24 protein-coding genes are annotated in these 25118 nt (G+C 28.3%); 13 read left to right on the forward strand and 11 right to left on the reverse strand.

The genetic code is table 11. The annotated features are described in order from the left end of the window. Positions 1 to 15: 15 nt before the first annotated feature. Both METVI_RS0101595 and METVI_RS0101600 read left to right on the forward strand, forming a co-directional pair. Positions 16 to 357, forward strand: a complete 342-nt coding sequence (locus tag METVI_RS0101595; protein ID WP_004590895.1) for a DUF2304 domain-containing protein — start codon at positions 16 to 18, stop codon at positions 355 to 357. Beyond that, complete coding sequence (locus METVI_RS0101600; protein ID WP_026152852.1) at positions 335 to 556, forward strand: hypothetical protein; 222 nt, start codon at positions 335 to 337, stop codon at positions 554 to 556. The genes METVI_RS0101595 and METVI_RS0101600 overlap by 23 nt, the downstream gene beginning before the upstream one ends. Here the strand turns inward: METVI_RS0101600 and aroC are convergent. Beyond that, positions 538 to 1659: a chorismate synthase gene (aroC, locus tag METVI_RS0101605; protein ID WP_004590897.1), complete on the reverse strand. Its 1122-nt coding sequence runs from the start codon at positions 1657 to 1659 to the stop codon at positions 538 to 540. The two genes, METVI_RS0101600 and aroC, sit on opposite strands and share 19 nt — an antisense overlap. Positions 1660 to 1789: 130 nt before the next feature. Here aroC and METVI_RS0101610 point away from each other — a divergent pair, with 130 nt between their 5' ends. Both METVI_RS0101610 and rgy read left to right on the forward strand, forming a co-directional pair. After that, the gene (locus tag METVI_RS0101610; protein ID WP_004590898.1) at positions 1790 to 2005 is read left to right on the forward strand and encodes a TRAM domain-containing protein; all 216 of its coding nucleotides are present in this window, start codon (positions 1790 to 1792) and stop codon (positions 2003 to 2005) included. Between the two features lie 117 nt (positions 2006 to 2122). Continuing rightward, positions 2123 to 5461, forward strand: a complete 3339-nt coding sequence (gene rgy / locus METVI_RS0101615; RefSeq protein ID WP_017980954.1) for a reverse gyrase — start codon at positions 2123 to 2125, stop codon at positions 5459 to 5461. Here rgy and METVI_RS0101620 read toward each other — a convergent pair. After that, positions 5454 to 5867: a 4Fe-4S dicluster domain-containing protein gene (locus METVI_RS0101620; RefSeq protein WP_004590019.1), complete on the reverse strand. Its 414-nt coding sequence runs from the start codon at positions 5865 to 5867 to the stop codon at positions 5454 to 5456. The two genes, rgy and METVI_RS0101620, sit on opposite strands and share 8 nt — an antisense overlap. 91 nt (positions 5868 to 5958) lie before the next feature. Here METVI_RS0101620 and cobN point away from each other — a divergent pair, with 91 nt between their 5' ends. Further along, complete coding sequence (cobN, locus tag METVI_RS0101625) at positions 5959 to 9417, forward strand: cobaltochelatase subunit CobN (RefSeq protein WP_017980955.1); 3459 nt, start codon at positions 5959 to 5961, stop codon at positions 9415 to 9417. 761 nt (positions 9418 to 10178) lie between these two features. Here cobN and METVI_RS0101630 read toward each other — a convergent pair. The 5 genes from METVI_RS0101630 to METVI_RS07365 all read right to left on the reverse strand — a co-directional run bounded on the left by METVI_RS0101630 (position 10179) and on the right by METVI_RS07365 (position 16391). Beyond that, positions 10179 to 12434, reverse strand: coding sequence for a CRISPR-associated helicase/endonuclease Cas3 (locus METVI_RS0101630; RefSeq protein ID WP_026152853.1), 2256 nt, complete (start codon positions 12432 to 12434; stop codon positions 10179 to 10181). 22 nt (positions 12435 to 12456) lie between these two features. Next, positions 12457 to 13176 (reverse strand): type I-B CRISPR-associated protein Cas5b, encoded by a 720-nt coding sequence (gene cas5b, locus METVI_RS0101635; RefSeq protein WP_017980957.1) that lies wholly within the window; start codon positions 13174 to 13176, stop codon positions 12457 to 12459. Positions 13177 to 13198: 22 nt separating this feature from the next. Then, positions 13199 to 14092, reverse strand: coding sequence for a type I-B CRISPR-associated protein Cas7/Csh2 (gene cas7b / locus METVI_RS0101640; protein ID WP_017980958.1), 894 nt, complete (start codon positions 14090 to 14092; stop codon positions 13199 to 13201). Then, complete coding sequence (locus tag METVI_RS0101645) at positions 14076 to 15872, reverse strand: TIGR02556 family CRISPR-associated protein (protein WP_017980959.1); 1797 nt, start codon at positions 15870 to 15872, stop codon at positions 14076 to 14078. The genes cas7b and METVI_RS0101645 overlap by 17 nt, the downstream gene beginning before the upstream one ends. A 237-nt stretch (positions 15873 to 16109) precedes the next feature. Then, on the reverse strand, positions 16110 to 16391 hold the full coding sequence (locus tag METVI_RS07365; protein ID WP_081604662.1) for a transposase: 282 nt from the start codon (positions 16389 to 16391) through the stop codon (positions 16110 to 16112). Between the two features lie 111 nt (positions 16392 to 16502). Between METVI_RS07365 and METVI_RS0101655 the strand changes: the two genes are divergently transcribed. Further along, entirely contained in the window at positions 16503 to 16811 is a 309-nt protein-coding gene (locus tag METVI_RS0101655) for a hypothetical protein (RefSeq protein ID WP_017980961.1), read from the forward strand. 486 nt (positions 16812 to 17297) lie between these two features. On the opposite strand, the gene METVI_RS0101670 is transcribed toward METVI_RS0101655, so the two are convergent. Next, a complete protein-coding gene (locus METVI_RS0101670; RefSeq protein WP_017980964.1) occupies positions 17298 to 17684 on the reverse strand; it encodes a GIY-YIG nuclease family protein in 387 nt (128 codons plus the stop codon). Between the two features lie 334 nt (positions 17685 to 18018). Here METVI_RS0101670 and METVI_RS07130 point away from each other — a divergent pair, with 334 nt between their 5' ends. Continuing rightward, complete coding sequence (locus METVI_RS07130) at positions 18019 to 18336, forward strand: CRISPR-associated protein Cas4 (protein ID WP_238318265.1); 318 nt, start codon at positions 18019 to 18021, stop codon at positions 18334 to 18336. A gap of 1 nt (position 18337) precedes the next feature. On the opposite strand, the gene METVI_RS0101680 is transcribed toward METVI_RS07130, so the two are convergent. Continuing rightward, on the reverse strand, positions 18338 to 18925 hold the full coding sequence (locus METVI_RS0101680) for a segregation/condensation protein A (RefSeq protein WP_017980965.1): 588 nt from the start codon (positions 18923 to 18925) through the stop codon (positions 18338 to 18340). A 108-nt stretch (positions 18926 to 19033) separates the two neighbouring features. Here METVI_RS0101680 and METVI_RS0101685 point away from each other — a divergent pair, with 108 nt between their 5' ends. From METVI_RS0101685 to METVI_RS0101710, 6 genes are all read left to right on the forward strand, one after another. Then, positions 19034 to 19618 (forward strand): 50S ribosomal protein L15e, encoded by a 585-nt coding sequence (locus METVI_RS0101685; RefSeq protein ID WP_017980966.1) that lies wholly within the window; start codon positions 19034 to 19036, stop codon positions 19616 to 19618. A 77-nt stretch (positions 19619 to 19695) separates the two neighbouring features. Next, positions 19696 to 20358, forward strand: a complete 663-nt coding sequence (rpsB, locus tag METVI_RS0101690; protein ID WP_017980967.1) for a 30S ribosomal protein S2 — start codon at positions 19696 to 19698, stop codon at positions 20356 to 20358. Positions 20359 to 20368: 10 nt separating this feature from the next. Further along, entirely contained in the window at positions 20369 to 20971 is a 603-nt protein-coding gene (locus METVI_RS0101695; protein WP_017980968.1) for an HVO_0476 family zinc finger protein, read from the forward strand. 14 nt (positions 20972 to 20985) lie between these two features. Further along, positions 20986 to 21630 carry a 30S ribosomal protein S3ae gene (locus tag METVI_RS0101700; protein ID WP_017980969.1) on the forward strand — a complete coding sequence of 215 codons (645 nt, stop codon included), beginning with the start codon at positions 20986 to 20988 and terminating at the stop codon, positions 21628 to 21630. A gap of 8 nt (positions 21631 to 21638) precedes the next feature. Next, positions 21639 to 21890 (forward strand): 50S ribosomal protein L31e, encoded by a 252-nt coding sequence (locus tag METVI_RS0101705; protein WP_026152854.1) that lies wholly within the window; start codon positions 21639 to 21641, stop codon positions 21888 to 21890. A 6-nt stretch (positions 21891 to 21896) separates the two neighbouring features. Continuing rightward, the gene (locus METVI_RS0101710; protein ID WP_017980971.1) at positions 21897 to 22577 is read left to right on the forward strand and encodes a translation initiation factor IF-6; all 681 of its coding nucleotides are present in this window, start codon (positions 21897 to 21899) and stop codon (positions 22575 to 22577) included. On the opposite strand, the gene METVI_RS0101715 is transcribed toward METVI_RS0101710, so the two are convergent. Together METVI_RS0101715 and METVI_RS0101720 are read right to left on the reverse strand one after the other, a co-directional pair. Beyond that, complete coding sequence (locus METVI_RS0101715; RefSeq protein WP_017980972.1) at positions 22569 to 23252, reverse strand: TrmJ/YjtD family RNA methyltransferase; 684 nt, start codon at positions 23250 to 23252, stop codon at positions 22569 to 22571. The genes METVI_RS0101710 and METVI_RS0101715 overlap by 9 nt on opposite strands. Then, complete coding sequence (locus METVI_RS0101720; RefSeq protein ID WP_017980973.1) at positions 23249 to 24934, reverse strand: bifunctional NADP phosphatase/NAD kinase; 1686 nt, start codon at positions 24932 to 24934, stop codon at positions 23249 to 23251. Before METVI_RS0101720 ends, METVI_RS0101715 begins: the two co-directional genes overlap by 4 nt. Positions 24935 to 25118: the final 184 nt, after the last annotated feature.

A 25118-nucleotide genomic window follows, 5' to 3' on the forward strand; every position in this document is an offset into this window, starting at 1 on the left:
AAATGAGGTGATCTCTTGCTAATACAAATTTTTGGTATTTTATTTTGCATTTTTGCACTAATAATAACATTATATAGAACTAAAAAAAGATATATGTCAATAGAAAAAGGTGTATTTTGGGTTATAATTTGGATGATTATCTTATTGTTATTAATAAATCCTAATTTAATGAGTAAAATAGCAGATATTTTAGGGGTAGGGAGGGGAGTAGATGCTATTGTCTATACAACCTTAGCTATCTTATTATACCTAGTTTATAAACTGTTTGAAAGAACTGAAAGATTAGAAAGGGAGATTACAAAGTTAGTAAGGGAAATAGCTATAAAAGATAGATATGAGCCTAAGAAAGGTGATTAATTTGGAAGAGCTTTTGTATGATGTTCTACCCTATATATCAAATATGGAGTTTATTAAAAATCTTATTAAAGAAGCTAAAGACATTAATGAGTTAGAGAAAAAAGTTAAGGAAATGTTAGAGAAAGAAGATAATATAACAAAAAAGACTGATTTAAAAATATTGTTAGAAAAGATTGAAATTTATAAGCAGCAAGGATGAATAAATCCCGACTTTATCATAAGATCAGCCAATGTTATAGCAACCATAGCTTCAGCTACAGGTATGACTCTAGGGACAATAATAGGATCATGCCTTCCTTTTATCTCAATATAATCATTTTCTAAGGTTTTTAAATTTATTGTTCTTTGTCTTTTACCTATTGATGGTGTAGGCTTTATAGCTATTCTTAAAACTACTGGCTGACCTGTTGATATCCCTCCTAAAACCCCTCCAGAATTGTTAGAGTAGAATTTAATATTTTTTTCATCATCAAAATACATCTCATCATTCATCTCACTACCAAACATTTCAGATGACTTAAATCCCCTTCCTACCTCCACACCTTTAACAGCATTTATACTTAACAGAGCTCTACCAAGTTCAGCATGTAATTTGTTAAATATTGGATTTCCCACACCTACAGGAAGATTTAAAATAACAATCTCCACAACACCCCCTACACTGTCTTTCTCCTCTATAGCTTTTAAAATATATTCTTCCATCTCTTTTTCATTTATAGATGGACATCTCAATGGATTGTTTTCTATCTTATTTATTAATTCTTCAACAGCACTTTCATTATTAAAGATTTCCTGATTATTGTAATAATTAAATTCACTCTCAATTTTTCCTATCTTCACTGTATAGCCAATAATTTTTATATTGTATGTATATGATAACAACTTCTTAGCTACAGCACCTCCAATAACATGCCCTACTGTTACCCTTCCACTAGCTCTCCCTCCTCCTCTGTAATCATAGTTTTTATATTTCAACCTATAAACTAAATCTGCATGCCCTGGGCGAGGTTTATATTTTATTTCTTCATAGTCCTTTGGTCTAATATTTTTATTATAAACTATTCCACATATTGGAGCTCCTGTTGTTTTATTTTCAAAAATTCCTGATAAGATTTCAACTTTATCCTCTTCTCTTCTTGGTGTAGAAAATATAGATTTTGGTTTTCTCCTATCTAACTCTTTTTGGATGTCTTCCTCAGTCAATGGCAAATTTGCTGGACATCCATCTATAACAGCTCCTACAGCTTTTCCATGGCTCTCTCCAAACACTGTAACTCTAAACATATCTCCAAATGTGTTCATAATCCCCCACATATTTTATAGTTGTGTAAAAATATAGAAATATTTGCACATGCATAGGTATTTATATGAGTTATTATACTCTTAATAATGAGCTTAATGCAATGAGGTTAATAAAGGTTTGGTGAATTAGATGTTTAAAAATAATAAAGATAAAGGTAAAAGAGTTCCAGTTAAGGAAGGAGAAACTTACAAGGTAAAAATTGAAGATATGGGTAAAGGAGGAGATGGAATAGCAAGAGTTGAAGGTTTTGTAGTGTTTGTTCCAGAAACACATAAAGGAGATGAAGTAAATATTAAAATAACTTCTGTAAAGAGTAGGTTTGCATTTGGAGAAAAAATAGAATAATTCTTTATATTATATTTTCTTTTTTATATTTGAGACTATCAGAAACATACAACCAAAAAGTTTTTATTATCTATTTTTTAAGTTCATAAATTAAAATTTAAAGTTTAAGTGATATTTATGGTTGTCCCCATGATATTTAAAGAGATGTGTCCTAATTGTAATGGTGAGATAGAGAGTGAGAGGCTAAAGATAGGTGTTTGTAAAAAGTGTTTAAAGGAGGACAAAGAAGTAGAAAAAACTGAGCTTTGTAAAAAAATAGAAAATCTAAAAGACCTTTCTTATTATTGTAAGATTTGGAAAGAATTTAAAGAATTTGAAAAATTTACAAAGAGTTTAGGATATTCCTTACTTAGCATACAGAAGATGTGGGCTAAGAGAGTATTAAAAAATAAAAGCTTCTCTATTGTTGCACCAACAGGTGTAGGAAAAAGCTTTTTTGGAATATTAATGAGCTTATATTTAGCTAAAAAAGGGAAAAAATGCTATATAATTTTACCTACAACATTACTAGTTAAACAAACTTATGAGAGATTAAGGGGGTTAGATAATAATATAGATGTAGCTGTCTATCATTCTGAGCTTTCTAATAAAGATAAAAAAGAAATGAAAGAAAAGATAGAAAAGGGAGAATATTCTATATTAATAACAACATCCAATTATTTAGCTAAAAACATGCCAAAAAATAAATTTGATTTTATTTTTGTTGATGATGTTGATGCTCTTTTAAAGGCCTCTAAAAACATTGATAGAACCTTAATGCTATTAGGTTTTCCAGAAGACATAATTAATGAAGCTGCTAAGATTATATATTTAATAAGAATTGGTAAGTTAGAAGAAGCTATGAAAAAAAGAGAAAAACTAAAAGAGAAAATTAAGAGTATTAAACATGGATGCTTGGTGATAGCATCAGCTACAGGGAAGAGTTATGGAGATAGGGTCAAGCTTTACAGGGAGTTATTAGATTTTGAAGTGGGTTTTGGAATGAATAAGTTGAGGGATGTTGAGGATCTTTATGATAATAACTTTGATCTTAATAGGATATTAAACTATGTTAAAAAATTTGGTTCTGGTGGTTTAATATTTGTTTCTTTAGATTATGGTATTGAAAAAGCTAAGAAAATAGAAGAATTATTAATAAAAAATAATATAAAAGCTAAACTTATTCATTCAAAAGATAAGAAAGGATTTGAAGACTTTAAAGAAGAAAAAATAGATGTTTTAATTGGTGTGGCTTCATATTATGGGGTTTTGGTTAGAGGATTGGATATGCCTGAAAGGGTGAGATATACAATATTTTATGGCATACCCAAGTTTAAAATGAAATTAAAAGAATATATAGAAAATTTAAAAGAAAAGAAACAGATAAAAGAAGATATAGACATTAAAAATAAAGATGTAAAGGAGATTAAAAAGATAATAAAAGAAAAACTTAAAATAAAGAACTTCTCAATTAGAAAAGAAGATGATCTGTATATTCTCTTTCCAGATGTAAAAACATACATACAAGCTTCAGGTAGAACTTCAAGGATGACTGAGTTCGGTTTAACAAAAGGGCTCTCTGTAGTTTTAGTTGATGATGAAGAAATATTTGAATATTTAAGAAAATATATGTTATTCATGTATGAAAGTGAGTTTAAAAGTGTTGATGAAGTTTGTTTGGATGAAATATTAAAGAAAATTGATGATGATAGAGAAAAGATAAAAAAGGGTAGAAAAGAAAATAAAATACCTGATTTATTAAAATCTGTCTTAATGGTTGTAGAAAGTCCAAACAAAGCAAGAACAATAGCTAATTTCTTTGGAAACCCTTCTGTTAGAAAAATAAATAATAGAAATGTGTATGAAGTTTGTGTAGGGGATTTAAACTTAATAATAACTGCTAGTGGAGGGCATGTATTTGATCTTGTAACAAAAGAAGGTTTTTATGGAGTAAAAATTGAAAAAAATTTATACATACCAATTTATTGTTCAATAAAAAAGATAAATGGAGAGCAATACACTGATCAGAAAGATATAGAAGAGCTAATTAAAGAGTTATTAAATAAAGGAGAAAAAGTTAATTTTATGGATAGTAAAGAAAATATAAAAATTATTAGGGAGATTGCTGATGAAGTTGATGCTGTTTTTATAGCTACAGATATTGATAATGAAGGAGAGAAGATTGGATATGATATAGCATTAAATATCATGCCTTTTAACAAAAATATTTATAGAATTGGATTTAATGAGATAACTAAAAGAGCTATATTAAGAGCTGTTGAAGCTTATAAAAAAGGAGAAAAATTAGAGCTTGATAAAAATAAAGTTAAAAGTCAAATTGTTAGGAGAATTGAAGATAGATGGATAGGGTTTAGACTTAGCCAAAAACTTTGGAATGTATTTGGAAAAAATTATCTATCTGCAGGTAGAGTTCAAACACCAGTTTTAGGTTGGATAATAGAGAGATATAATGAATATATGGAGAGGGTAAAGTACCTCTCTCTAAAATTAGAGTATAATCTATATGTTGGAAAAGCTATAGATGAAGATTTTGACAAAGATTATGTTAATGTAGATATTAAGATTTATGAAAAATCTATCCCTCCACAGCCACCTTTTACTACAGACACACTGTTAGAAGAAGCTACAAAAAGATTTAATTTAAGTGTTAGTGAAGTTATGAATATAGCTCAAGAGTTGTTTGAGCTTGGGCTTACTACATATCATAGAACATCTTCAACAAGAGTTTCTTTGGATGGAATGAGGGTTGCTAAGGAGTATTTAAAGCTAAATAATATGGAGGATTATATTAAAAATAGAGAATTTTTTATGGAAGGGGCTCATGAATGTATAAGGCCTACAAAACCTATGGATACTGAAGAGTTAATAGAGTTTTTAAAAGAGAATAATATAAAATTGACAAAGAACCATATAAAGGTCTATGATTTGATATTTAGAAGATTTATGGCTTCACAGATGAAGGATGTTGTTGTTGATTATGAAGAGATATATATTAAAGATTTGGATGAAAAGATAGAGGGTTACATAGAGATAAAATTTGATGGATGGAGTAGGATATATAATTTAAAGTTAAAACAGATTCCAAAAATAGAGAAAGATAAGTTAAAGGTTCTTGAGAAAAAGATAAGAAAAGTTCCTAAAGTTCCATTATATGATGAAGGAGATGTTATTAAACTTATGAAAGAGAGGGGTATAGGAAGACCTTCAACATATGCTCAGATAATTAAAAAGTTATTGGATAGGAGGTATGTAATAAAGAGTAAAGATAAGAATAAATTAATTCCTACAAAATTAGGAATAGAGGTTTATAACTATCTTATTTCTAATTATCCACACTTAATCTCTGAAGAGAGGACTAGACAACTTGAAGAAGTCATGGATAAGATAGAAAGAGGGGAAGTTAATTACATAAAAGCTTTAGATGAATTGTATGAAGAAATTTTAAGTATTAAATAGTTTTATTTGGAAAAATAATGGCTTTGTTATCACAGCACATTTCTGCACATGCATTACAATTAACTATACAATTATAAGGATATTTTACTTTAACTTTTCCATCTTCAATATCATAAACTCCTCTAGGGCAAAATTCTACACATTTTTTACAGTTTTTACACTTGTCATAATCTATTCTTGGGAACCATGGAATCTCTTTTCTCTTCTTACCATTATACTCTAATTCTAAAACAGCATTATAAAGCCTTCTATAAAGTTCAATATTTGGTTTTCTTAATATCTTTGTTACTCTCTCATATTCCTCATAAATATCCTCAAAATTTAACTCTTTTAAAAGCTTTTTAATCTCTAAGTTAAGTATCATAAATTCCCTAACCTTTTTTAACACTTCTTTTTCTTTCTCCATATTATCACCTATTATTAAATTGTAATAAAAATTTTTATAAATTATTACAAAAATATGTTAAAATTAATTATTTTTATTACATGGTGAAAATATGAAATTGCTATTTTATATGTGGGCGTCTTATTGTAATATATTAAAAAGAGCTTTAGATGAAGTTAGGAAAGATAGGAAAATTGAATATAAGATATACTCAAACAAAGAACCATTTGAGAAGTTTTTAAAAGAAGTGGAAAATTATGACATAATCTTCATTTACAAAACTGTTAGTGATGATATTGATATTAGCAAGATAAAAAACAAAAATCTTATAGTTATTTCTCAAAATCCTGAAGAATGGGTTTCAGATAAAGCTTATAAGTGTTATTTATTTATAACCTATGGAGGTCTTGAAAACTTTAAAAATATGATATATTATATTTTAGGAGAGGATAGGGATGTGATTGAACTACCTTTCCATGGAATTTATTATAATAATAAAATATATGAAAGTTTAGATGAGTTTTTAAAAGATGTTGAGTTTGATAAAAAATATACTATTGGTGTATTATTCTCAAGGCACTATTTAGTTAATGAAGATATGAGGGCCATAAATTTATTGTTAGATAAGCTTAAAGAAGAGTTTAATATTATTCCTATCTTTTCTTATGGAGCTAAAACAGATTTAAATGATATGAGCTCTGGTGAAATAGTTTTAAAATTTTTCTTTAAAGATGGCAAACCTATAATAGATGGATTAATAAACTTAATGTCATTTCCATTAAACACTGTTAGAGAGAATGATAAATTAAATAAAATTTCAGGAGTTGAAATATTAAAAAAGCTAAATGTCCCTATTTTTCATCCAATAATGAGTTATAATAAAAGCTATCATGAGTGGCTTAATAGTGAAGAAGGCCTATCTTCTGAAATTGGTTGGAGTGTAGCACTTCCAGAATTAGAGGGTGTAATAGAGCCTATAATAATAGCTACAACTGACAATAACTATAAAATACCTATTGAGGAAAGAATAAAGAAAGTTGTCAGGAGAATTAAAAGATGGATGGATTTAAAATATAAGCCAAAAAAGGATAGGAAAGTAGTATTTATTTTACATCAAAATGCTTGTGCTTCTTTAGAAGCTACTATTGGTAGTGCTGCTCATTTAGACAGTTTAGAAAGTGTTGTAAGGATAATGAGAAAGTTAAAAGAAAATGGATACTATGTTGAAAATATTCCCAAAAATGGTGAAGAGTTAATAAAATTAATATTAGAAAAAAAAGCTATTTCAGAGTTTAGATGGACATCTGTTAATGAAATAATTGCTAAGGGAGGTTATTTATATTTGATGGATGAGGAAGAATATATGAGATACTTTAAAACACTGCCAAAAGATGTCCAAAAAAAAGTTTTAGAAACTTGGGGAGGGTTAGAGGGAAAAGATATTCCACCTTCTATGGTTTATAAAGATGTTAATGGAAAAAACAAAATTGTTATAACTGGCTTGAAATTTGGAAATATATATGTTTGTGTTCAACCAAAAAGAGGCTGTGCAGGAGCAAGGTGTGATGGAGCTGTCTGTAAGATATTACATGATCCTTACTGCCCTCCAACTCATCAATATCTAGCTACGTATAAATATATTAATGATATTGCTGACATTATCATTCATGTAGGCACTCATGGAACATTAGAATTCTTACCTGGAAAGAATGTAGGTTTATCTAATAAATGTTTCCCTGATATAGCAATTGGAGATATTCCACATCTCTACATCTACAATTCAGACAATCCTGCTGAAGGAGTTATAGCTAAGAGGAGAAGTTATGCTGTCATTATAGATCATATGCAAACACTCATGGTTGATGTTAGAGAAGACTTTGAGAGATTGTATAGTTATGTTGATGAATATTTAAAAGATATGGATAGTAATAGGAGACATCAATTAGAGCATTTAATAATGGAGGAGCTGAAAAAGTTAAATATTGACATTAGTCATGAGAATTTTAAAGAAAAGTTTAAAGAAATTAGAGATATGCTAGAGTTAATAAAAAATTCAAAAAGAAACAGTGGTATGCATATATTTGGTGAAAAACCAAAAGATAGGGTAAAGTATATTAAATCTATTATAAGTTATGATTATGATGTTAATGAAGAATATATAGCTAAAATATTAAAAAGTAAAGAGAAAAAATGTGATATTGATGAAAAAATATTAGATATTAATGAAAGAATAGAGAAAACTGATGAGATTGGAAGTTTATTAAAAGCTATTGATGTTGAATATATTGAACCTGGACCTTCTGGATTAATAACTAAAGGAAATTATCATATTTTACCCACAGGTAGAAATTTCTATTCTGTTGACCCATATAAAATCCCTACACCATCAGCATATAGAGTTGGAGTGATTTTAGCTAACAAATTATTAGAAAAATATATTAAAGAAAATGGAAACTATCCTGAAAATATTGCATTATATTGGATGGCATCTGATGTGATGTGGGCAGATGGAGAATGTTTGGGTATGATGTTCCACCTTTTAGGAGTTAAGCCAGTTTATAAAGGGGATAAAGTTATTGATATTGAGATTATTCCACTAAAGGAACTTGGAAGACCCAGAATAGATGTAACAGTAAGGGTTTCTGGAATATTAAGAGACATGTTTCCAAACTGTATGGAGCTGCTAGATAAAGCTATTACTAAGGTAGCTAAGTTAAATGAACCATTAGAATTAAATTTTGTTAAAAAGCATGTTATTAATGGATTAAAAAGTGGACTTTCATTTAGAGAAGCTACTTTAAGATTATTTTCATCTCCACCAGGGACTTATGGTAATGGTGTAAAATATGCAGTTTATGCAAGTGCATGGAAAGATGAAAAAGATTTAAAAGATGCTTTTATTTATTGGAACTCATATGCTTATGGTAATGGGGTATATGGTAAGAAAGCTAAAAGAGAGTTTGAAAATTTACTAAAAACTGTTGATATTACATTTAATAAAGTTGTCTCTGATGAGTATGACTTATTTGGCTGTTGTTGTTATTTTGGAGTTCATGGAGGATTAACTAATGCTGTAAGAGTTTTAAGAAATAAAAAAATAAAAGCTTATTATGGAGATACTAGAAAAGATATAGCTGTTAGGGATTTAAAAGATGAAATAAAGAGAGTGGTTATAACAAAACTTCTAAATCCAAAATGGATAGAAGATATGAAAAAACATGGATATAAAGGTGCTGGAGATATTGCTAAAAGAATAACAAGAGTTTATGGCTGGGGATCTACAACAAAAGATGTAGAAAATTGGATTTATGATAAAATATATGATGTATTTATTAAAAATAAAGAAAATAGAGAGTTTTTTAAAGATAAAAATATATATGCTCTAGAGGAGATTAGTAGAAGATTATTAGAAGCTTATCAAAGAGGTCTATGGAAAGCTGATAAAGATAAAATAGAAGAGTTAAAGAGTATTTATTTAGAAATAGAAGGAATTTTAGAGGAAGAGGTAAGTGGGGATGTGCAAGGAGGAGCCATAGACATTGACTTATCATGGAAAGCTTATATAAAGTGATATTAAAACTTATAATATACCCCCGGGAAACCGCGGGGGTGAGCCTTGGCGTGCGATGATACCCTCTTTGCTCCCCCGGGGGACACTAATATTAATTAACTTTTCTAATAACTATATCAATTTTTCTAATTAACTTTTCTTGCCTTTATATACCCTATTGCTAAAATTTGTATGAGAAAATCGGGAAAAAGTAATAATGATTTTTTCGAATTAAAATTGAGATTTTTTAATTATTTTAGATATTTATTTTTATTTTTATAGTTTTATGTTTAGTTTATTTTTATTTTAGTTAGGTAAGCTATAATTATTTGAATTTTATAATACAGTTGTGCGTTATATTTATAAATAATTTGCATAATCTTTCTTAACTTTATAAAGGTTTTAATAATTGGGTAGTAAGAAAAATCTTGTTGAAAAAGAAAGATTTATATAGGAGTTTTGGCGAATATAATTAGTGGTTGCATAGGGTTTGAATCGCTTATCCATTAAAACAAGGATGGAAACTTTTTAGCCATATGCAGTAATTCAGCCAACATTGTTGGGTTTGAATCGCTTATCCATTAAAACAAGGATGGAAACACTCTTAGCACATCTCCAGAGTAGGGGAATATCTCCCCGTTTGAATCGCTTATCCATTAAAACAAGGTATGGAAACAGTTATTAGTGCATTCGAATATTTCGATAGTCCCAAGTCGTTTGAATCGCTCATCCATTAAAACAAGGATGGAAACAAATAAAGATGAAAAAAAGATGAAAAATAGTTATAATATTATTGTTTTATCTTCAATAATCTTAAAACCAGTTTCTTTATCATAGTATTTCTCATTTATTTTACTCAAATTCTCAAATAAGATATCCTTCCCTTTTATACGATATTCAGGAACACTTATAACATAACTATAAAACTCCCTTTTTATTTTTAAAAACTCTCTCCTTCTTTCAAATGCATCTTTTATTTTATTAATTCTTTCAAATTCTTCCCAAATCTTCTCAGCTTCATCTTCAATACAAACAAATAAATCTATAGATGGAATATTTTCAATTAATTTAAATTCTTTCTCAACTTTTTCATATTCAAACTTCTCTATAACTTTTAAAATATCTTTTGATTTATCTTTATAATCACTTAATTTTTTAAAATATTTGTTATTCAAATTTAGAAACATCTTTTCATCAATAATCTCAAACTCATTTAATAATTCTTCAGTTTTAGTTATTAAGTGCCTCTCATAAATGTAATCAGCAAACCTTCTACCATTCTCATCTACCAATTTAACAACATTAACTATTCCCTTTTTTCCTTCATTATGCCTATTACACCTTCCAGCAGTTTGATTTATACAATCTAAAGGAGCAATATCTCTATAAATAATATCTACACTAATATCTACTCCTGCCTCAATTAATTGAGTAGAAACAATAATTTTTCTATTTTTGTTTTTATTGATGCTTTCAATTCTTCTCAATCTTTCTTTTGGATATATGCTTGTTGATAAATAATAAAAATCTCCATCAACTAACTCTTTTAATGCACTATAAACCTCTTTTGAAGATCTTATAGTGTTTAAAACAATTAGATAATCATTATCTGGATTTTTTTCAATATCTTCAGCAACTAAATCAATAAATTCCTTCAAATTCATTTCATTTTTATGAACTTTTATTTTTGTCCTATTTATCTTTTTAAAATATTCTTCTTTATTATCTAAAATTTCAATATTATTATCAAAAATCATTGGTAATGTAGCAGTACATAAAATAAAGTAAATATTATATTCCTCTGCCAAAAATTTAAAAAGCTTATTTATTGCATACCAATACTCATAAGGAATTGCCTGTATCTCATCTAATATAATTATTGAATTACTCAATGCTTGAAATTTCTTTAAATTTTTATTTTTGTTAGTAAAGATTGTATAAAATAGTTGCATAAATGTAGTTATTATTATTTTTGAATTCCATGTTTCTATTAAGTGTAGAAATTTCTCCTCTTCAAAAACATTCTCATCTAACTTATAATAAATCTCACTTAAATGATGATGCTTTAATAAAACATCTGAAGAAACGTCTTTTCCAAAAATTTTTCTTAAAACATCATATAACACTTTATAATTTTGGTCTATAATACTTAAAAATGGTAGGCAATATATAATTCTCATTTCTATACCTTTTTCATTTTTTACCCTATTTGCTAATTTTAATGCAAAATTAAAGACAGCTAATGTCTTTCCCATTCCTGTTGGAGCATTTAAAGAATATATCTTATGATTTAAATCAATTTTACTAACTTTTTTATCTACTTCAAAGAACATCTTTGTCCTTAAATAATCTATCTCATTTTTCTTAGGAATTTTTTTAATATATTCTTCAATACCATTAGGAATTTTTGAATTAGTGATAATTTCTTTACCTCTGAATATAGCATCTTCTTTATCAGAACTTATTAGCAAGGAGAATAAATATAGATATAAAAAATAAAATTCATATCTTAACTCTGCCTTTTCATACATCAAATTATAGGCAATATCCTCCAATTTATAAAACTCATCTAATATATTATCAAATGTTGTATCTATTATTGGAAAATTATTCTCTTCTAAAATGTCATTTATATATTGGATATCCAAAGCATTGAATTGTTTTTTTAAAATATCTTTATCAATTTTCAAATCATGCATTGGATTTGATAAATAAGAATGATGGTTTTTAACACATAAGGAAAATAGTTGATAATATTGATTTATATCAATGGTTTTAAGATATTGACCAATAATATAATTTGTTAATAAAAAAGATATTGTAGAATGTTTTTTTAGAGAATTGTTAACTTTCTCTCCTCTAATGTATTTTTGAAAATAAGTTGTTGATTTTCCAAAGTCATGAGATAGAGTAATAATTTTTAGAATTTCTCTTATTATTTTTTTATTAAAATATTTTAATTTTGGTGGACTGTATTTTTTTAATGCTCTTTCTTTAGTATTTATTAGAGGTTTTTTAATGGATATCCTGGATGAGATAAAAGCATTATGTCACACCTTATCAAATAAAGGTTATGTTTTCATTAAGTTTATAAATGTGATAGTATTCACAATTTAATTTACAATTTATAGGATATCCATTTTTCTCATAAAAAATATCAACATATTCTGTTGTTATTCTCTCCTCATTTATATCATTAGGAATCTTATCAAACATATACTCTCTTTCAAAATTAAAATCTATCTTTTCTATATAATCTCTCCTAATAACTGAATGGATTTCAATAAAATCATCAGATTTTTGTTTTATCACTTCAAACTCTCCAATAAATTTAAAATTAGCTATTAATTCTGAAATTCCCAAATATGGTGTGTAAATTGTTTTATGTTCTTCCAAAAGTTCTTTCAGTTTATTATATAATTTATCATCATTTATATTAATATAAATCCTGTACTTCGGATTTTTTAATAATTCAAACCTTATCTGTGTTCTTGGCTCATGACCTTTCTTTTTTATTGGAATGAAGTATTTATCTTTAGTATTAATAAGATTCAATCCAAAATATGTCTTCTTTATTGGATTTATTATCTTTAAAGCAATTTTTGTAGTTTCTTTATTTATGTATTTTAAATATTCATCTCTACTAAATCCCAATATTGCCCCAATCAAGCCATATATTGAAGTTTTTGGAATTATGTCATAAGTTAAAGGGCTTGTTGTTGTATAAATTCTTTTAAAATGTCCATAATCTCCCCAAATGTCAAAAATTAAGACATTCATAATCTCACCAAAAATATAAAAATTATAATGAGATTTCCCTAAATGGAAGTTCAACATCACTGAAATCAAAATCTTTTCCATTATAGGTTAATTTTAATCTTCTATCCCAAATATATTCAATACTCTCGATTTTATCTTTATTTTCTTTTAATAGATCAATTAATTCAGTTAAATCTAACTTAAAATCTTTAACATCTCTAATTTTCTCATCTTCAATATCTGAAATCAACTTTAGAGCTTTATCTAAATCCCCAATATGGTAATTTTTTTCCTTATAATTAACCTTAATTAATAATCTTGGTGTGTGCCCCACTTTACTTCTGCTAATTAAATTTTTAGTTCCATTCCACATGCCTTCAATTAGTTTTTTAACATCCTCTTCTGTCAATTTTGTGGTTTTTGCAGCATTTTCATTTATTATACCATAAAATGCAATTAGTGAATATGGTACAATCCAATATTCAGTAAATGTCCCCTGCTTTTTTTCTTTATCAGAGGGCATTACAGTGGTTCCTTTAATTAATTTTGGATAAACCTTATGTAAACTTCTACCAAACCTAAATTGAACTGGTCCAGTAAAGGTTATTGTATTATTTTTAACTGCCACAGTAGCTCCAAATAATCTAACATCAATACATTTTAATAAATCTTCTCCTTTTTTTATTTCCAATTCCTCTAATCTCTCTTCTTTGGTTTTCAATTTTCCATTTTCTTCCCTAACTTCTTTTATAAATATGGTTTCTCCAATACTATCCAAATAATCTCTTATTGTTCTCTTTAACCTTACATCAGTTACAATATTCACTCCAGTTTCTTCATCAATTCTTGGTTTGTTCTCTTCTAAAGGATCTCCATTTGGATTTGCATCTTTAACATCATATAAAAATAAAATTTCACTTCTATTCTTTATTATCATCAACACCACCTCCTTTAAATCTATCACTCATTGCCATACCCAGTGTGAAGATATATGAAATTTCATTATCTTTTATGTTCCAATCATTTCCTGCTTTTAAAAAGTATTCTGCCGCTTTTTCCCTTAATTTTTTATAATATAGTTTATTATCCTCTCTCTCATACTCCATAAACTTCTTATTAAGTTCTTTGAATATATTTTCTACTTTACTTTTATTCAAATTTAATCCATATAATTTTGATTGGAATGGCCTACTACCTCTCTTTTGATACTGAAGATTTAATAGCTTACCTACTAAAACCCCGAGTAAAAATACTGCTTTCTTTTCATCCCTATCAAAAAATCCGCTATAGTTATTGAAAAACTCATCCACCTCATCATAGAGATAATACTCTTTACTATCTCCCATAACATTCCCCTCCAAAATACCTAAATTCATCAAATAAAGGAGAATCATAAATGATTTATAAGCATAAAGTTCATAAGGCTCATTCTTAATAAATATCTCCCTAATTTTTGAAATGAAAGTTTTAATAAGATAATAATAATCAATTTTTTTGTTTGAGATGATTATATTTATTATTTTCAAAAACTCATCATTACCAAAGAATTCTTTTATATAACCAAATCTAAATTTTAATCCCTTTAAATCTTCTCCTAAAATTTTTCTATAATATTCTTTTTCAGTTTTTGAAAGTTTTTTATTTTTTAATTTATAATACTTAAATATCCCATAATCCTCCACTTTATCCATTTCTTCATACAACCTTCTAAATCTTGATGGAAGAATGTCTTCAATTACTTGAGTAATTTTAAAATCATTTCCTTTCTTAAAAAACATAAAAGTGATATATAGATAAATATCTTCTCTTGAAAGAAATTTAAATAACATATTTTCCAAGTATGAATAATCCTTTGTTCCAAATTTTTCTGCCATATCTTCAAATCTTTCTAATACTTTTTCAATATCTTTTTCATCCAAAACCTTTGGAATAATGTATAAATCATTTCCATAAAATCTTACTTTTAAATGCTCATCCAAATAATTTTTTCCTGCTTTAACATATAAAGCACATTTTAAACATATTGGAAATGTTTTCCATGCTTCATTTGGATTCAGCCCATTAACATTTCCAATTTTATCTATTGTGTAAAATCCAAACTCTCTAAATAATCCAAATACTTCTCCTTTTTCATTACAAATAGAACAAACCCCTATACCTTTTGCAGTAATATTTCCAGTTTTCATATAATAATAATCCATAGTAGCCTTATGAATAAAATAGTCTCTAAACTCTTTTATATCCCCAACATAAAATTCTTCACCATTCTTTCTAAAAACCAATGTTAAAATAACTCCTTCATTTGGATAATTTTTCTTTAATTTTTTAATATCTTCAATAATTTTCTTTTCATAATTTTTTAATACTTTTTCCAATCTTTTTAAAAAATTAGATTTTTTATATTTATTTGCATCTACAACTGCTTTTAATATTTTATTTTTAAATGTTTTTTCAGCATCAACTAATTTAGAGGTTGGGCTTAAATCAGCACCTCTTGGAGAACCTTTCTTATAAAGCAGTTTTAAAACCATGGAACTATCAAATTTATCATCAAAAACCCCCAAATAATTAAAATCTTCGTCAAATGTAATTTTAAATATTATATTATAATTTCCATCAATATTTGGATTCTCTACAAGTATAGACAATGGATTATTGATATCTTTTCCCTCTTTTTCAATAACATATTTCCCAATTGTTGCTACACTTGACAACATTACTACCCCCTATATAAATAAAGCATAAAAATTATATATATAACCATAGTTCCCATCACCCCATTAGCTGATAGAAGTTAAAAGCTAACAGACCAAGAATGATCTTAACGGCCAGACCTCTTCTGCTCACAGCCCTTATAAACTTTAATCCGAAGTTATCTGCAACTGAAAAAAGGGTTTCGATCTTCTTCCTCAGTCTGGAGAGGAATTCGTAGTATTCGGCTTCCTCATCGCTCTTTATCTTTTCACTGCAATGAATACAACACCCCTTTTCTCCATTTCTTCAGCGAACTCCTTGCTAACGTATCCTTTATCGTCAATAACGGTTTTTCCTTTCAATCTTTCAACAAAATCGTCTTCTTTCTCCTTCAGCACAGCTAAATCGTGCTTTCTTGCTGTATCAACGTAAAACAGGTTCAAGAATCTTCCATTCGTAACGCAGGTTATCTTGTAACCGCAGTAGAATCTTTTTTTGATGGATTTTAGCCTATCGATTCTTCTTCTCTCACTATGCTCGATTCTCCTCTCTTCTTGTGTCTGTTAAACCTTACAAGTTCTTTCGTTTCAATCGGTTTAGCATCGACTATCTTTATCTCTCCCTCTTAGGATATTTTTTAGGGGTGATAAGATTTGAGTAATCATAGCAAATTATTCAAATGCGAGGCTGTCTTGAAGTTTAGAGAAGATCGGTACATATACATAGATAAAACAGTAGCGGTAAATGGCATAACTTTTGAATCCATAAGTAAAACGAAGGTAAAAATTAGCTTCAATATTGAAGCGGAGAATTTGGATAATGCAAGTATTTATGGAAAGAGGGTTATAGAAAAAATCTTGGCAATTATATGCCTTAAGACTAATGTAGGTGCAACTATTGACAATTTTAAGGTTTTTGAAATACCAAGCTCCAAACTCATAGTAGAAGAAAAAATGGATTAATATCTGCAAGAATCATAACGAGTGTAACAATAAGATTAAAAGACAGATTTTCAATTAGGTTAGATTTAAGTGAAGAGTCACTAAAGAATGTTATGAATGCACTTAATATTTTAGATACTATGGATCCCAACGAACAAGACTATATCTTACGTTTTTTGTATTGGTATAATAAGGCATTATTAGAGCAGGATGATATAAATAAATTTATGCTATTATGGACTGCACTCGAAGTTTGGAAAACTTATAAGTTTGGATCAAGTAGAGGAGGTAGACATAGAAAAAAATGAAGGCAATTCTTCAGAAGTACGGATATGAAAGCAGTATTGATAAAATCTACGATTTACGTAACGATATATTTCACGAGGGCGTTAGAGAGGATGTAAGAAGTCTCTTGCCTTTATTGGAGCAATGTATTTATCGAATACTTGATGAGTTAAGAAAATATTTAGCCAATATTGGTTAGGAATCCTAAAGAAAAGAGTAAATTTACTTCTGCCTATTCCATGGTGGCAATTCATGGTGATCATTCTCGTAGTCTTCTCTAAGCTTTCTTTCTACTTCTCTGTAATTTTCATGGATTACCCAACTAACTTCGACCTCATTAAGATAACCTTTTTTCGTTAAGTAGTCGTGTATTCTTTTTGCGGTTCCCTTTTGATTTTCCCCTCCTTCAATATAGTTCTCCCATATTCTCCTTCTGAGATTCTTTGTAGAACCTATGTAAAGAATATCGGACTTGCCAATAAGTCTTCCAAATGTTTTATTTAATCTAAGTACATAAACTCCTGGCTTTTCAGGAATATCTTCTTCCCTTAGCTCAGAAAGTTTTTTCCATGTGTTAAATCCATAATTGGATAGGTTATCTGACTTCATATTTTTCACCAGTTATTTTTTAGTCTATATGACCTTAATTGGCTTACATAGCATTCTGATCTAAATAAGACTAAGATCAAATCGTGGATAATAATCTTTGGAATTGAGAGAGCTTTTAGGCATATCCCTGTAAGTTTTATTTCTCCTAGGTCATTTAAACCCCATTGGAGCAAAGCGTATCGATACAAAAAACCATAGTTCCCATCACCCCATTAGCTGATAAAGAATTACATTAGAAAATCTATAAATGCAAAGGCAAAATTCACAAATGTTTATCTCTCCTCTAAAAAATATAGGATTGTTGGCATTGTGGATGAGGTTTTAGAGTTAAAAGATGAGAGTTATGCCCCTCTTGATTACAAATTTGCAGAATATAAAAATATATTTTAAAATTCATAAATATCAGTCTATACTTTATGGATTATTAATTAAAGAAAATTTCAATGCTAAAGTTAATAGAGGTTTTGTAGTTTATGTAAGGAGTGGAAATTTAGTTAAAGAAATTACTTTTAATCAAAAAGATATCAATAATGCTATAAAATTTGTTGATTTAATCTTTGATATTATTGAAAATGAAGAGTTTCCCATAGATATTAAAGTAAATAAAAAGAACTGTGTTGGTTATTGTTATAGAAATTTGTGTTGCAAGTAATTTATTCTTTAATTTTTATAATTAATTTATCAAACATCTTTTCTTGAATTATTTCAGCTTTTCCTTCATTAGCTAAGTAGAGAGAAGGTAAAAAATATTTAATTTTTTCATCTTTGCTTTTAAATTTTTCTTGAAAGATTATTATTTTATCCTCTTTTAATTCTTTTAATAAGTTTTCTATAATTTTATCAATGTCTTCACTCTCTACTAACTCATCAATTATCTCATTTATATTGTAATATTCATAATCTTCATCCTTTTTAACATTCTTTTTTCTACTTCTCTTTTTAACTTTTTTTAACTCCTCTTCTATAGTTTCTATTAACTCATTTACTGTTTTAGGATTTTTTCTTATTTTTCTTTTTTCTTTCTTCTCTATAAAACTCTCATACAATGATTCAGATTTCATTCTTAATAATATACCTCCAACCAATATAACATCAGCAGATAATCTTATATCAAACTTCCTTAGTTCCTTTATTTTATTTATATAATAATCAGCTACATCCGCTATATTTACTTCCCAAGGATTTATATTCTTCCTCTTTATTCCATCCATAATCATTCTAACCCAAAGTGCGATATCCATATTTACCACTATGATAAGTTTTAGCATAAAGTTTATAAATAACTTTTATATTATTCTATGAAAACTAAGGGGATGTGGCAATATGCTGAACCCTAATAGAGGGATAAAATGGGAATATATAAATATATAAGGGAAGCATGGAAAAGACCAAAAGAAACATATGTAAGGCAGCTGTTATGGGAAAGACTACAGCAGTGGAGAAGAGAACCTGCAGTTGTTAGAATAGAGAGACCAACAAGATTAGATAGAGCAAGATCATTAGGTTATAAACCAAAACAGGGAATAATTGTTGTTAGGGTAAGAGTTAGAAGAGGAGGATTAAGAAAACCAAGACCTAAAAATTCTAAAAAACCTGCAACATTGGGAGTTAATAAAATAACAATGGGTAAATCTATTCAAAGAATAGCTGAAGAGAGAGCTGCTAGGAAATATCCAAACATGGAAGTTTTAAACAGTTATTGGGTAGGGGAAGATGGGAAGTATAAGTGGTATGAGGTTATTCTTGTAGATCCTGCACATCCAGCCATTCAAGCTGATCCAAACTATGCTTGGATATGTACTGGAAAGCATAAAGGAAGAGCATTTAGAGGTTTAACATCAGCAGGTAAGAAAGGTAGAGGATTAAGAAATAAAGGAATAGGTGCTGAAAAAGTTAGACCAAGCATTAGAGCTCATGGAAGAAGAGGGAAGTAATTGCTTATGGGGGAAACAACCACTAATTTTTAAACCCCCCGATAAAAAGATTTATAAAACTTTTTTAGGTGATAAAGATGGCAGAAGAGCTGCTGGTTCCATTAGATACATATTTAGCCTCAGGAATTCACATAGGTACTCAGCAGAAGACAAAAGATATGGAGAGGTTTATATATAGAGTTAGAAGTGATGGTCTGTATGTTTTAGATGTTAGAAAGACTGATGAAAGATTAAGGATAGCAGCTAAGTTCTTAGCAAGATATGAACCAGAAGATATATTGGCTGTCTCAAGAAGAATATATACAATGGGACCATTAGAAGAATTTGGGAAATATACAGGAATTAGAACAGTAGTAGGAAGATTTGTTCCTGGAACTTTAACAAATCCATCATATAAAGGGTTTATAGAACCTGAAGTCATATTTATAAGTGATCCAAGAGTTGATAGACAGGCTTTAAAAGAGGCTATAGAAATAGGAATCCCAATAGTAGCCCTATGTGATACAGAACATTTGACATCATTTATAGATCTTGTAATCCCAACAAACAATAAAGGAAAAAAAGCTGTAGCTTTAATATATTACATATTAACAAAAGAATATCTTAAAAATAGGGGAGTTATAACTGATGACAATGTTCCATTTACATATGAAGAATTTTTAGAGAGGGCTGCAAATCCAAAATATAGAATAGTTATTCAACCAAAAGATAAAAGAAAGAGAAGAAGAAAGAAAAAATAAAGATGGTAAAATGGAAAGAATAAATGAAATATGTGAGAATTGTGGGCATGAGGAGATGATTGTAGTTAAAAAGAAGGAGTTTGATAGAGCATATTATTATTTATTAAAGTGTCCCAAGTGTGGTTATGTTAAAGAGATATCTGATAAGATAAAACTCTCCCAGGCCAAATTAATTATAAGTAGATATGACATCTCTGTAGCAAAAGTAATTAATATTCCTGAAGATCAGATTTACAAAGTGGGAGATGTTATAGAACATGAAGGGGAAGAGATAGAGATAACAAAAATAGAAACTCCTGATGAAAAGAGATCAGCATTAGGTAAAGAAATAAAAGTTATATGGGGAAAATCTTTATCAATCCCAAAGAAGTTAGGTATAACAATAAATGATGGAAACAGAACATACAGTATTTATATTTTTGTCCCAAAAGACTTTGAATTTGAGATGGGAAAAGTTTATAAGATAAATGAAGGGTTCTTTAGGTTGAAAAAAATAAAAAAAGAAAAAGGATTTTCAAAAAAAGCTAAGGCAAAAGATATTGTTAGGCTGTATGGAGAGGTTATAAAACCTATGAGAAGATATGTAGATTTAACAGAGTATTACAGAGAATAAATTAAGGTGAAACAATGGCTGTAGCAAGAGGAAGAAGAAAAGTAAGAAAGGTTAGAGATAAGTGGAAAGAGAAAGTTTGGTATGAAATATATGCCACTCCAGAGTTTGGAGGAGTATTTATAGGCTACACTCCTGCAAATGATCCAAGCTTAGTCTTAGGTAGGGTAGCTGAAACCAGTTTAAAAGATTTAACAGGAGATCCTACAAAACACATGCATAGAGTATATTTCAAAATATTTGGAGTTACTGGGAATAAAGCAATAGCCCAATATTATGGGCATGACACAACAAGAGAATATATGAAATCACAGGTTAGGAGAAGAAGAAGTAAGATAGATGCTATTGTAGATGTAACTACTCAAGATGGATACAAAATTAGGACAAAAGCTACAGTATTAACAGCTTATAGAATAAACACTAAGCAAAAGTCAGATATTAGAAAAATGATGGTAGAGATAATTAAAAACATGGCTAATGAAAAAACATTCCCACAGTATGTACAAGCTATGCTATTTGGAGAAATGGCAGAAAAGATAAAAGAGGCTGCTAAGAAAATAGTCCCTATAAAAAATGTTATTATATATAAATCAGAGGTTTTAAGCTTAGCAAAGAAGGAGGAGAATGAAGGATATGTTAGAGAAGAAGAAGTTAGTGCATAATGTGGGTGATACAGATGGAGAGAATATATACAATATCTTTAAGAGATGTTATAAATAGATCTACAAGAAAAAAGAGAGCTCCAAGAGCTATTAAAAAGATAAAAGAATTCTTAAAAAGACATATGAAAGCTGAAAATGTCAAAATAGATAATAAGTTAAATGAAAAGATTTGGGAAAGAGGAATAGAAAAACCTCCTGCAAGAGTAAGAGTTAAAGCTGTCAAAGAAGGGGACACTGTTATAGCCACATTAGCTGAGTGATTGTTTATGATTATTAAAAAATACTTTTCTGGTATTCCTACTGTAGGAGTTTTAGCATTTACTAATGAGTTTTTAACACTATTACCTATCTTTTTAGAAAGAAAAGATATATTGGATGTAAAAGAAGTTTTAAAAACTGAAATATTACAGATCAATATTGGTGGAAGCTCACTTATAGGTTCATTAGTTGCAGGAAACAGCTATGCTATCTTACTTCCAAAGATTGTTAAAGATGATGAATTGGAAGTGCTAAAAAGCTTTTTAAAAAATAATGATATAGATATTAATTTAGGGATAATTAAATCAAAAAATACTGCTTTAGGTAATTTAATATTAACTAATGATAATGGAGCTCTTATCTCCCCTGAGTTGGCTGATTTTAAAAAAGACATAGAGGATTATTTAAATGTTGAAACAGAAGTTGGGACAATAGTAGATTTACCAACAGTTGGAAGTAATGGAGTTTTAACAAATAAAGGTTGTTTAGTTCATCCATTAACTGAAGAAGATGAATTAAATTTTTTAAAAGAGTTATTTAAAGTAGAGTATATTGGAAAAGGAACTGCTAATAAGGGAACTACATCAGTTGGGGCTTGTGTAATTGCTAATACAAAAGGAGCTATAGTTGGTGGGGACACAACAGGTCCAGAATTATTAATAATAGAGGATGCTTTAGGGCTAATCTGATTTAAAAGCATTCATCAATGCCCATGCTTCTTTCCCAGATATAAAAGCTCTATTAACCAATCTCTTAAATATTATTTTACAAAGTTCTTTTTTATGCTCTGGTAAATCCTTTTTTTCAATAAATTCATTAAATTTCTTTATTAATAGCTCCTTATCTTCCTTAGAAGCCTCTCTTATATTTATATCTAAAAATTTATTTTCTACTTTTGTTGAGTATATCTCATATAATATAACAGCTACTGCATGAGAAAGGTTCATAATTGGATACTTTTGGGAAGTGGGGATAGAGACTAAGAGGTCACATTTATCTATCTCTTCATTTCTTAGCCCATCATCTTCCCTACCAAAAACTATTCCTATCTTCCCTTTAATCTCCAGAATCTTTTTAGCAAGTTCTTTTGGAGTTATTGGAACTCTTTTTAAATTTCTATCTCCCCCTCTAGCTCCAGAAGTGGCTATAATAAAATCCAAATCCTTAATAGCATCATCAAAAGTTTTATAAAATTTTGCTCTATCAAGAATATCTTTAGCATGCATAGCCATCATATATGCTTCATTATTTACTATCTCTTTACTCCCAACAATTCTGAGTTCTTCAAAATCAAAATTTTTCATAACTCTTGCAACACTACCTACATTTCCAGAGTATTTAGGGTTTACTAAAATAACAATCATGATATCCCAAAGTTTTTAAGTTTTTCATAGAAGTCCTTACCTTTAATAAAATAACAGTCAGGCCCTCTTTCAAATGTTAGAATATCCCCCTTATTTATCTCTCCTTCTACATTTCCATCAACAACAACTAAAGCAGGTTTATCTACTAGAAGCTCTATTTTTATTTTATTTAAAATAGAAACAACCATTGGTCTTGATGAGAGCTTAAAAGGACATATTGGAGAGATAATAAAGCATTCAACACTAGGTTCAACTATAGGTCCTCCAGCACTTAAAGAATATGCTGTTGATCCATTTGGTGAGGCTACAATTATTCCATCAGCTCTGACATGTTCAACAAGTTTATCATTTATATATATGTTAAACTCTAACATTTTAGCTGGATGTTTTGTTATAACCACTACCTCATTCAATGCTGGAGATGTTTTTTTATTATTGTTTATTTTACACTGAACTCTTGATTTTATTTCTATTTCATAATCTCCTTCTATAATCATATTTATAGCTTTAAATATATCTTTTTTATTAAAATTAGCTAAAAAACCTACATTACCCATGTTTATTGAAAGTATTGGTATAGGATTATCACCAACAATTCTAGCAGCTTTTAATATTGTCCCATCCCCTCCTATAGCTATGATGTGAGAAACCTTACTAATGTCAAATTCTTTTCCTCCAACTTCATCTTTTAGAAAACTTTCAACATAATAAGGGATGTTTCTTTCTTTTAAATAATTACAAACCTTTTTTGCTAATTCTATAGCAGACTTTTTATCTTCTCTAACAACTATTCCAAATGATATAGGCTTTATAACCCATTTATTTCCAAATAAAGCTATTAATTTTTTATGCAAATGTTTATTACTAACAATTAATGATGTTTTTGAAAATAAATCAATCTTCAAATTTAAAGGTTTCCCATTTTTATCTGTTACAATAGCGTTAGCCTCTTTACATATTATATACCCAGCAGCTATATCACAGAGTCTTGAGTTATTATTGATATTTACATATGCATCAAGTGCATTGTTGGCTACAAAACACAATTCTAAAGCTGTTGATCCAAATAATCTTATTCTCCTAGCCCTTCTCTCTTTTAGAAATTCTAAAAGACCATTATTAGATAATCCATAAGGAGATAGTCCAATAGTAGCTTCCTTTAATTTTTTAACTTTACTAACATATAATCTCTTTTTTTGATTTTCACTTTTTAAATAACATCCTTCTCCTTTAATAGCATAATATATTTCCCCAGTAGCAAGGTTTTTAACAACTCCTAATTTGATATCATCAATAGTGTAATGATTTTTTATAAAATTGCCTAATTCTTCCTTATTTAAATTTTCTAATGTTTCTTTATGCTCATTTTTTATTTTAATTATTGCTATAGATGTTGAGTATAGAGGAATGGATTTTAAAGCATTATATGTTCCATCAATAGGATCTAAAATGTAGATATAATTAAAGTTGTTAAATATTTCTAATCCTATTTCTTCACTAATTAATACACCACCAAATTTTTTTAGTACATTTATTGCTATATTCTCAGCAATTATATCAATTCTCCTTGTTGGAGTTCCATCAGCACCAATTTTAACAATTTCTTCTGCCTTTTCCCATCCAATTAATGGCTTTATTTTCTTATCTATTTCATTAACTACTTTTAAAGCAATATCTAACATAATTATCACAGATAAGAGTTTATCTACTTTTAAATATATAAACTATATATAAAGATTTTTAATAACTCTTATCAATTTTTCTAATTAACTTTTCTTGCCTTTATATACCCTCTTGTTAAAAATTGTATGAGAAAATCGGGAAAAAGTAATAATGATTTTTTCTAAGTAAAATTGAGATTTTTTT

It is taken from the genome of Methanocaldococcus villosus KIN24-T80 (genome assembly GCF_000371805.1).
Lineage (GTDB): Archaea > AGJL01 > Methanococci > Methanococcales > Methanocaldococcaceae > Methanocaldococcus > Methanocaldococcus villosus.

Excerpts from the sequence above, each read along its gene's own strand:
- METVI_RS0101600 (WP_026152852.1), top strand. The coding sequence starts at position 335 with ATGAGCCTAAGAAAGGTGATTAATTTGGAAGAGCTTTTGTATGATGTT.
- aroC (WP_004590897.1), bottom strand. The coding sequence starts at position 1,659 with ATGAACACATTTGGAGATATGTTTAGAGTTACAGTGTTTGGAGAGAGC.
- METVI_RS0101610 (WP_004590898.1), top strand. The coding sequence starts at position 1,790 with ATGTTTAAAAATAATAAAGATAAAGGTAAAAGAGTTCCAGTTAAGGAA.
- rgy (WP_017980954.1), top strand. The coding sequence starts at position 2,123 with ATGGTTGTCCCCATGATATTTAAAGAGATGTGTCCTAATTGTAATGGT.
- METVI_RS0101620 (WP_004590019.1), bottom strand. The coding sequence starts at position 5,867 with ATGGAGAAAGAAAAAGAAGTGTTAAAAAAGGTTAGGGAATTTATGATA.
- cobN (WP_017980955.1), top strand. The coding sequence starts at position 5,959 with ATGAAATTGCTATTTTATATGTGGGCGTCTTATTGTAATATATTAAAA.
- cas5b (WP_017980957.1), bottom strand. The coding sequence starts at position 13,176 with ATGAATGTCTTAATTTTTGACATTTGGGGAGATTATGGACATTTTAAA.
- cas7b (WP_017980958.1), bottom strand. The coding sequence starts at position 14,092 with ATGATAATAAAGAATAGAAGTGAAATTTTATTTTTATATGATGTTAAA.
- METVI_RS0101645 (WP_017980959.1), bottom strand. The coding sequence starts at position 15,872 with ATGTTGTCAAGTGTAGCAACAATTGGGAAATATGTTATTGAAAAAGAG.
- METVI_RS0101670 (WP_017980964.1), bottom strand. The coding sequence starts at position 17,684 with ATGAAGTCAGATAACCTATCCAATTATGGATTTAACACATGGAAAAAA.
- METVI_RS07130 (WP_238318265.1), top strand. The coding sequence starts at position 18,019 with ATGAGAGTTATGCCCCTCTTGATTACAAATTTGCAGAATATAAAAATA.
- METVI_RS0101680 (WP_017980965.1), bottom strand. The coding sequence starts at position 18,925 with ATGGATATCGCACTTTGGGTTAGAATGATTATGGATGGAATAAAGAGG.
- METVI_RS0101685 (WP_017980966.1), top strand. The coding sequence starts at position 19,034 with ATGGGAATATATAAATATATAAGGGAAGCATGGAAAAGACCAAAAGAA.
- rpsB (WP_017980967.1), top strand. The coding sequence starts at position 19,696 with ATGGCAGAAGAGCTGCTGGTTCCATTAGATACATATTTAGCCTCAGGA.
- METVI_RS0101695 (WP_017980968.1), top strand. The coding sequence starts at position 20,369 with ATGGAAAGAATAAATGAAATATGTGAGAATTGTGGGCATGAGGAGATG.
- METVI_RS0101700 (WP_017980969.1), top strand. The coding sequence starts at position 20,986 with ATGGCTGTAGCAAGAGGAAGAAGAAAAGTAAGAAAGGTTAGAGATAAG.
- METVI_RS0101710 (WP_017980971.1), top strand. The coding sequence starts at position 21,897 with ATGATTATTAAAAAATACTTTTCTGGTATTCCTACTGTAGGAGTTTTA.
- METVI_RS0101715 (WP_017980972.1), bottom strand. The coding sequence starts at position 23,252 with ATGATTGTTATTTTAGTAAACCCTAAATACTCTGGAAATGTAGGTAGT.
- METVI_RS0101720 (WP_017980973.1), bottom strand. The coding sequence starts at position 24,934 with ATGTTAGATATTGCTTTAAAAGTAGTTAATGAAATAGATAAGAAAATA.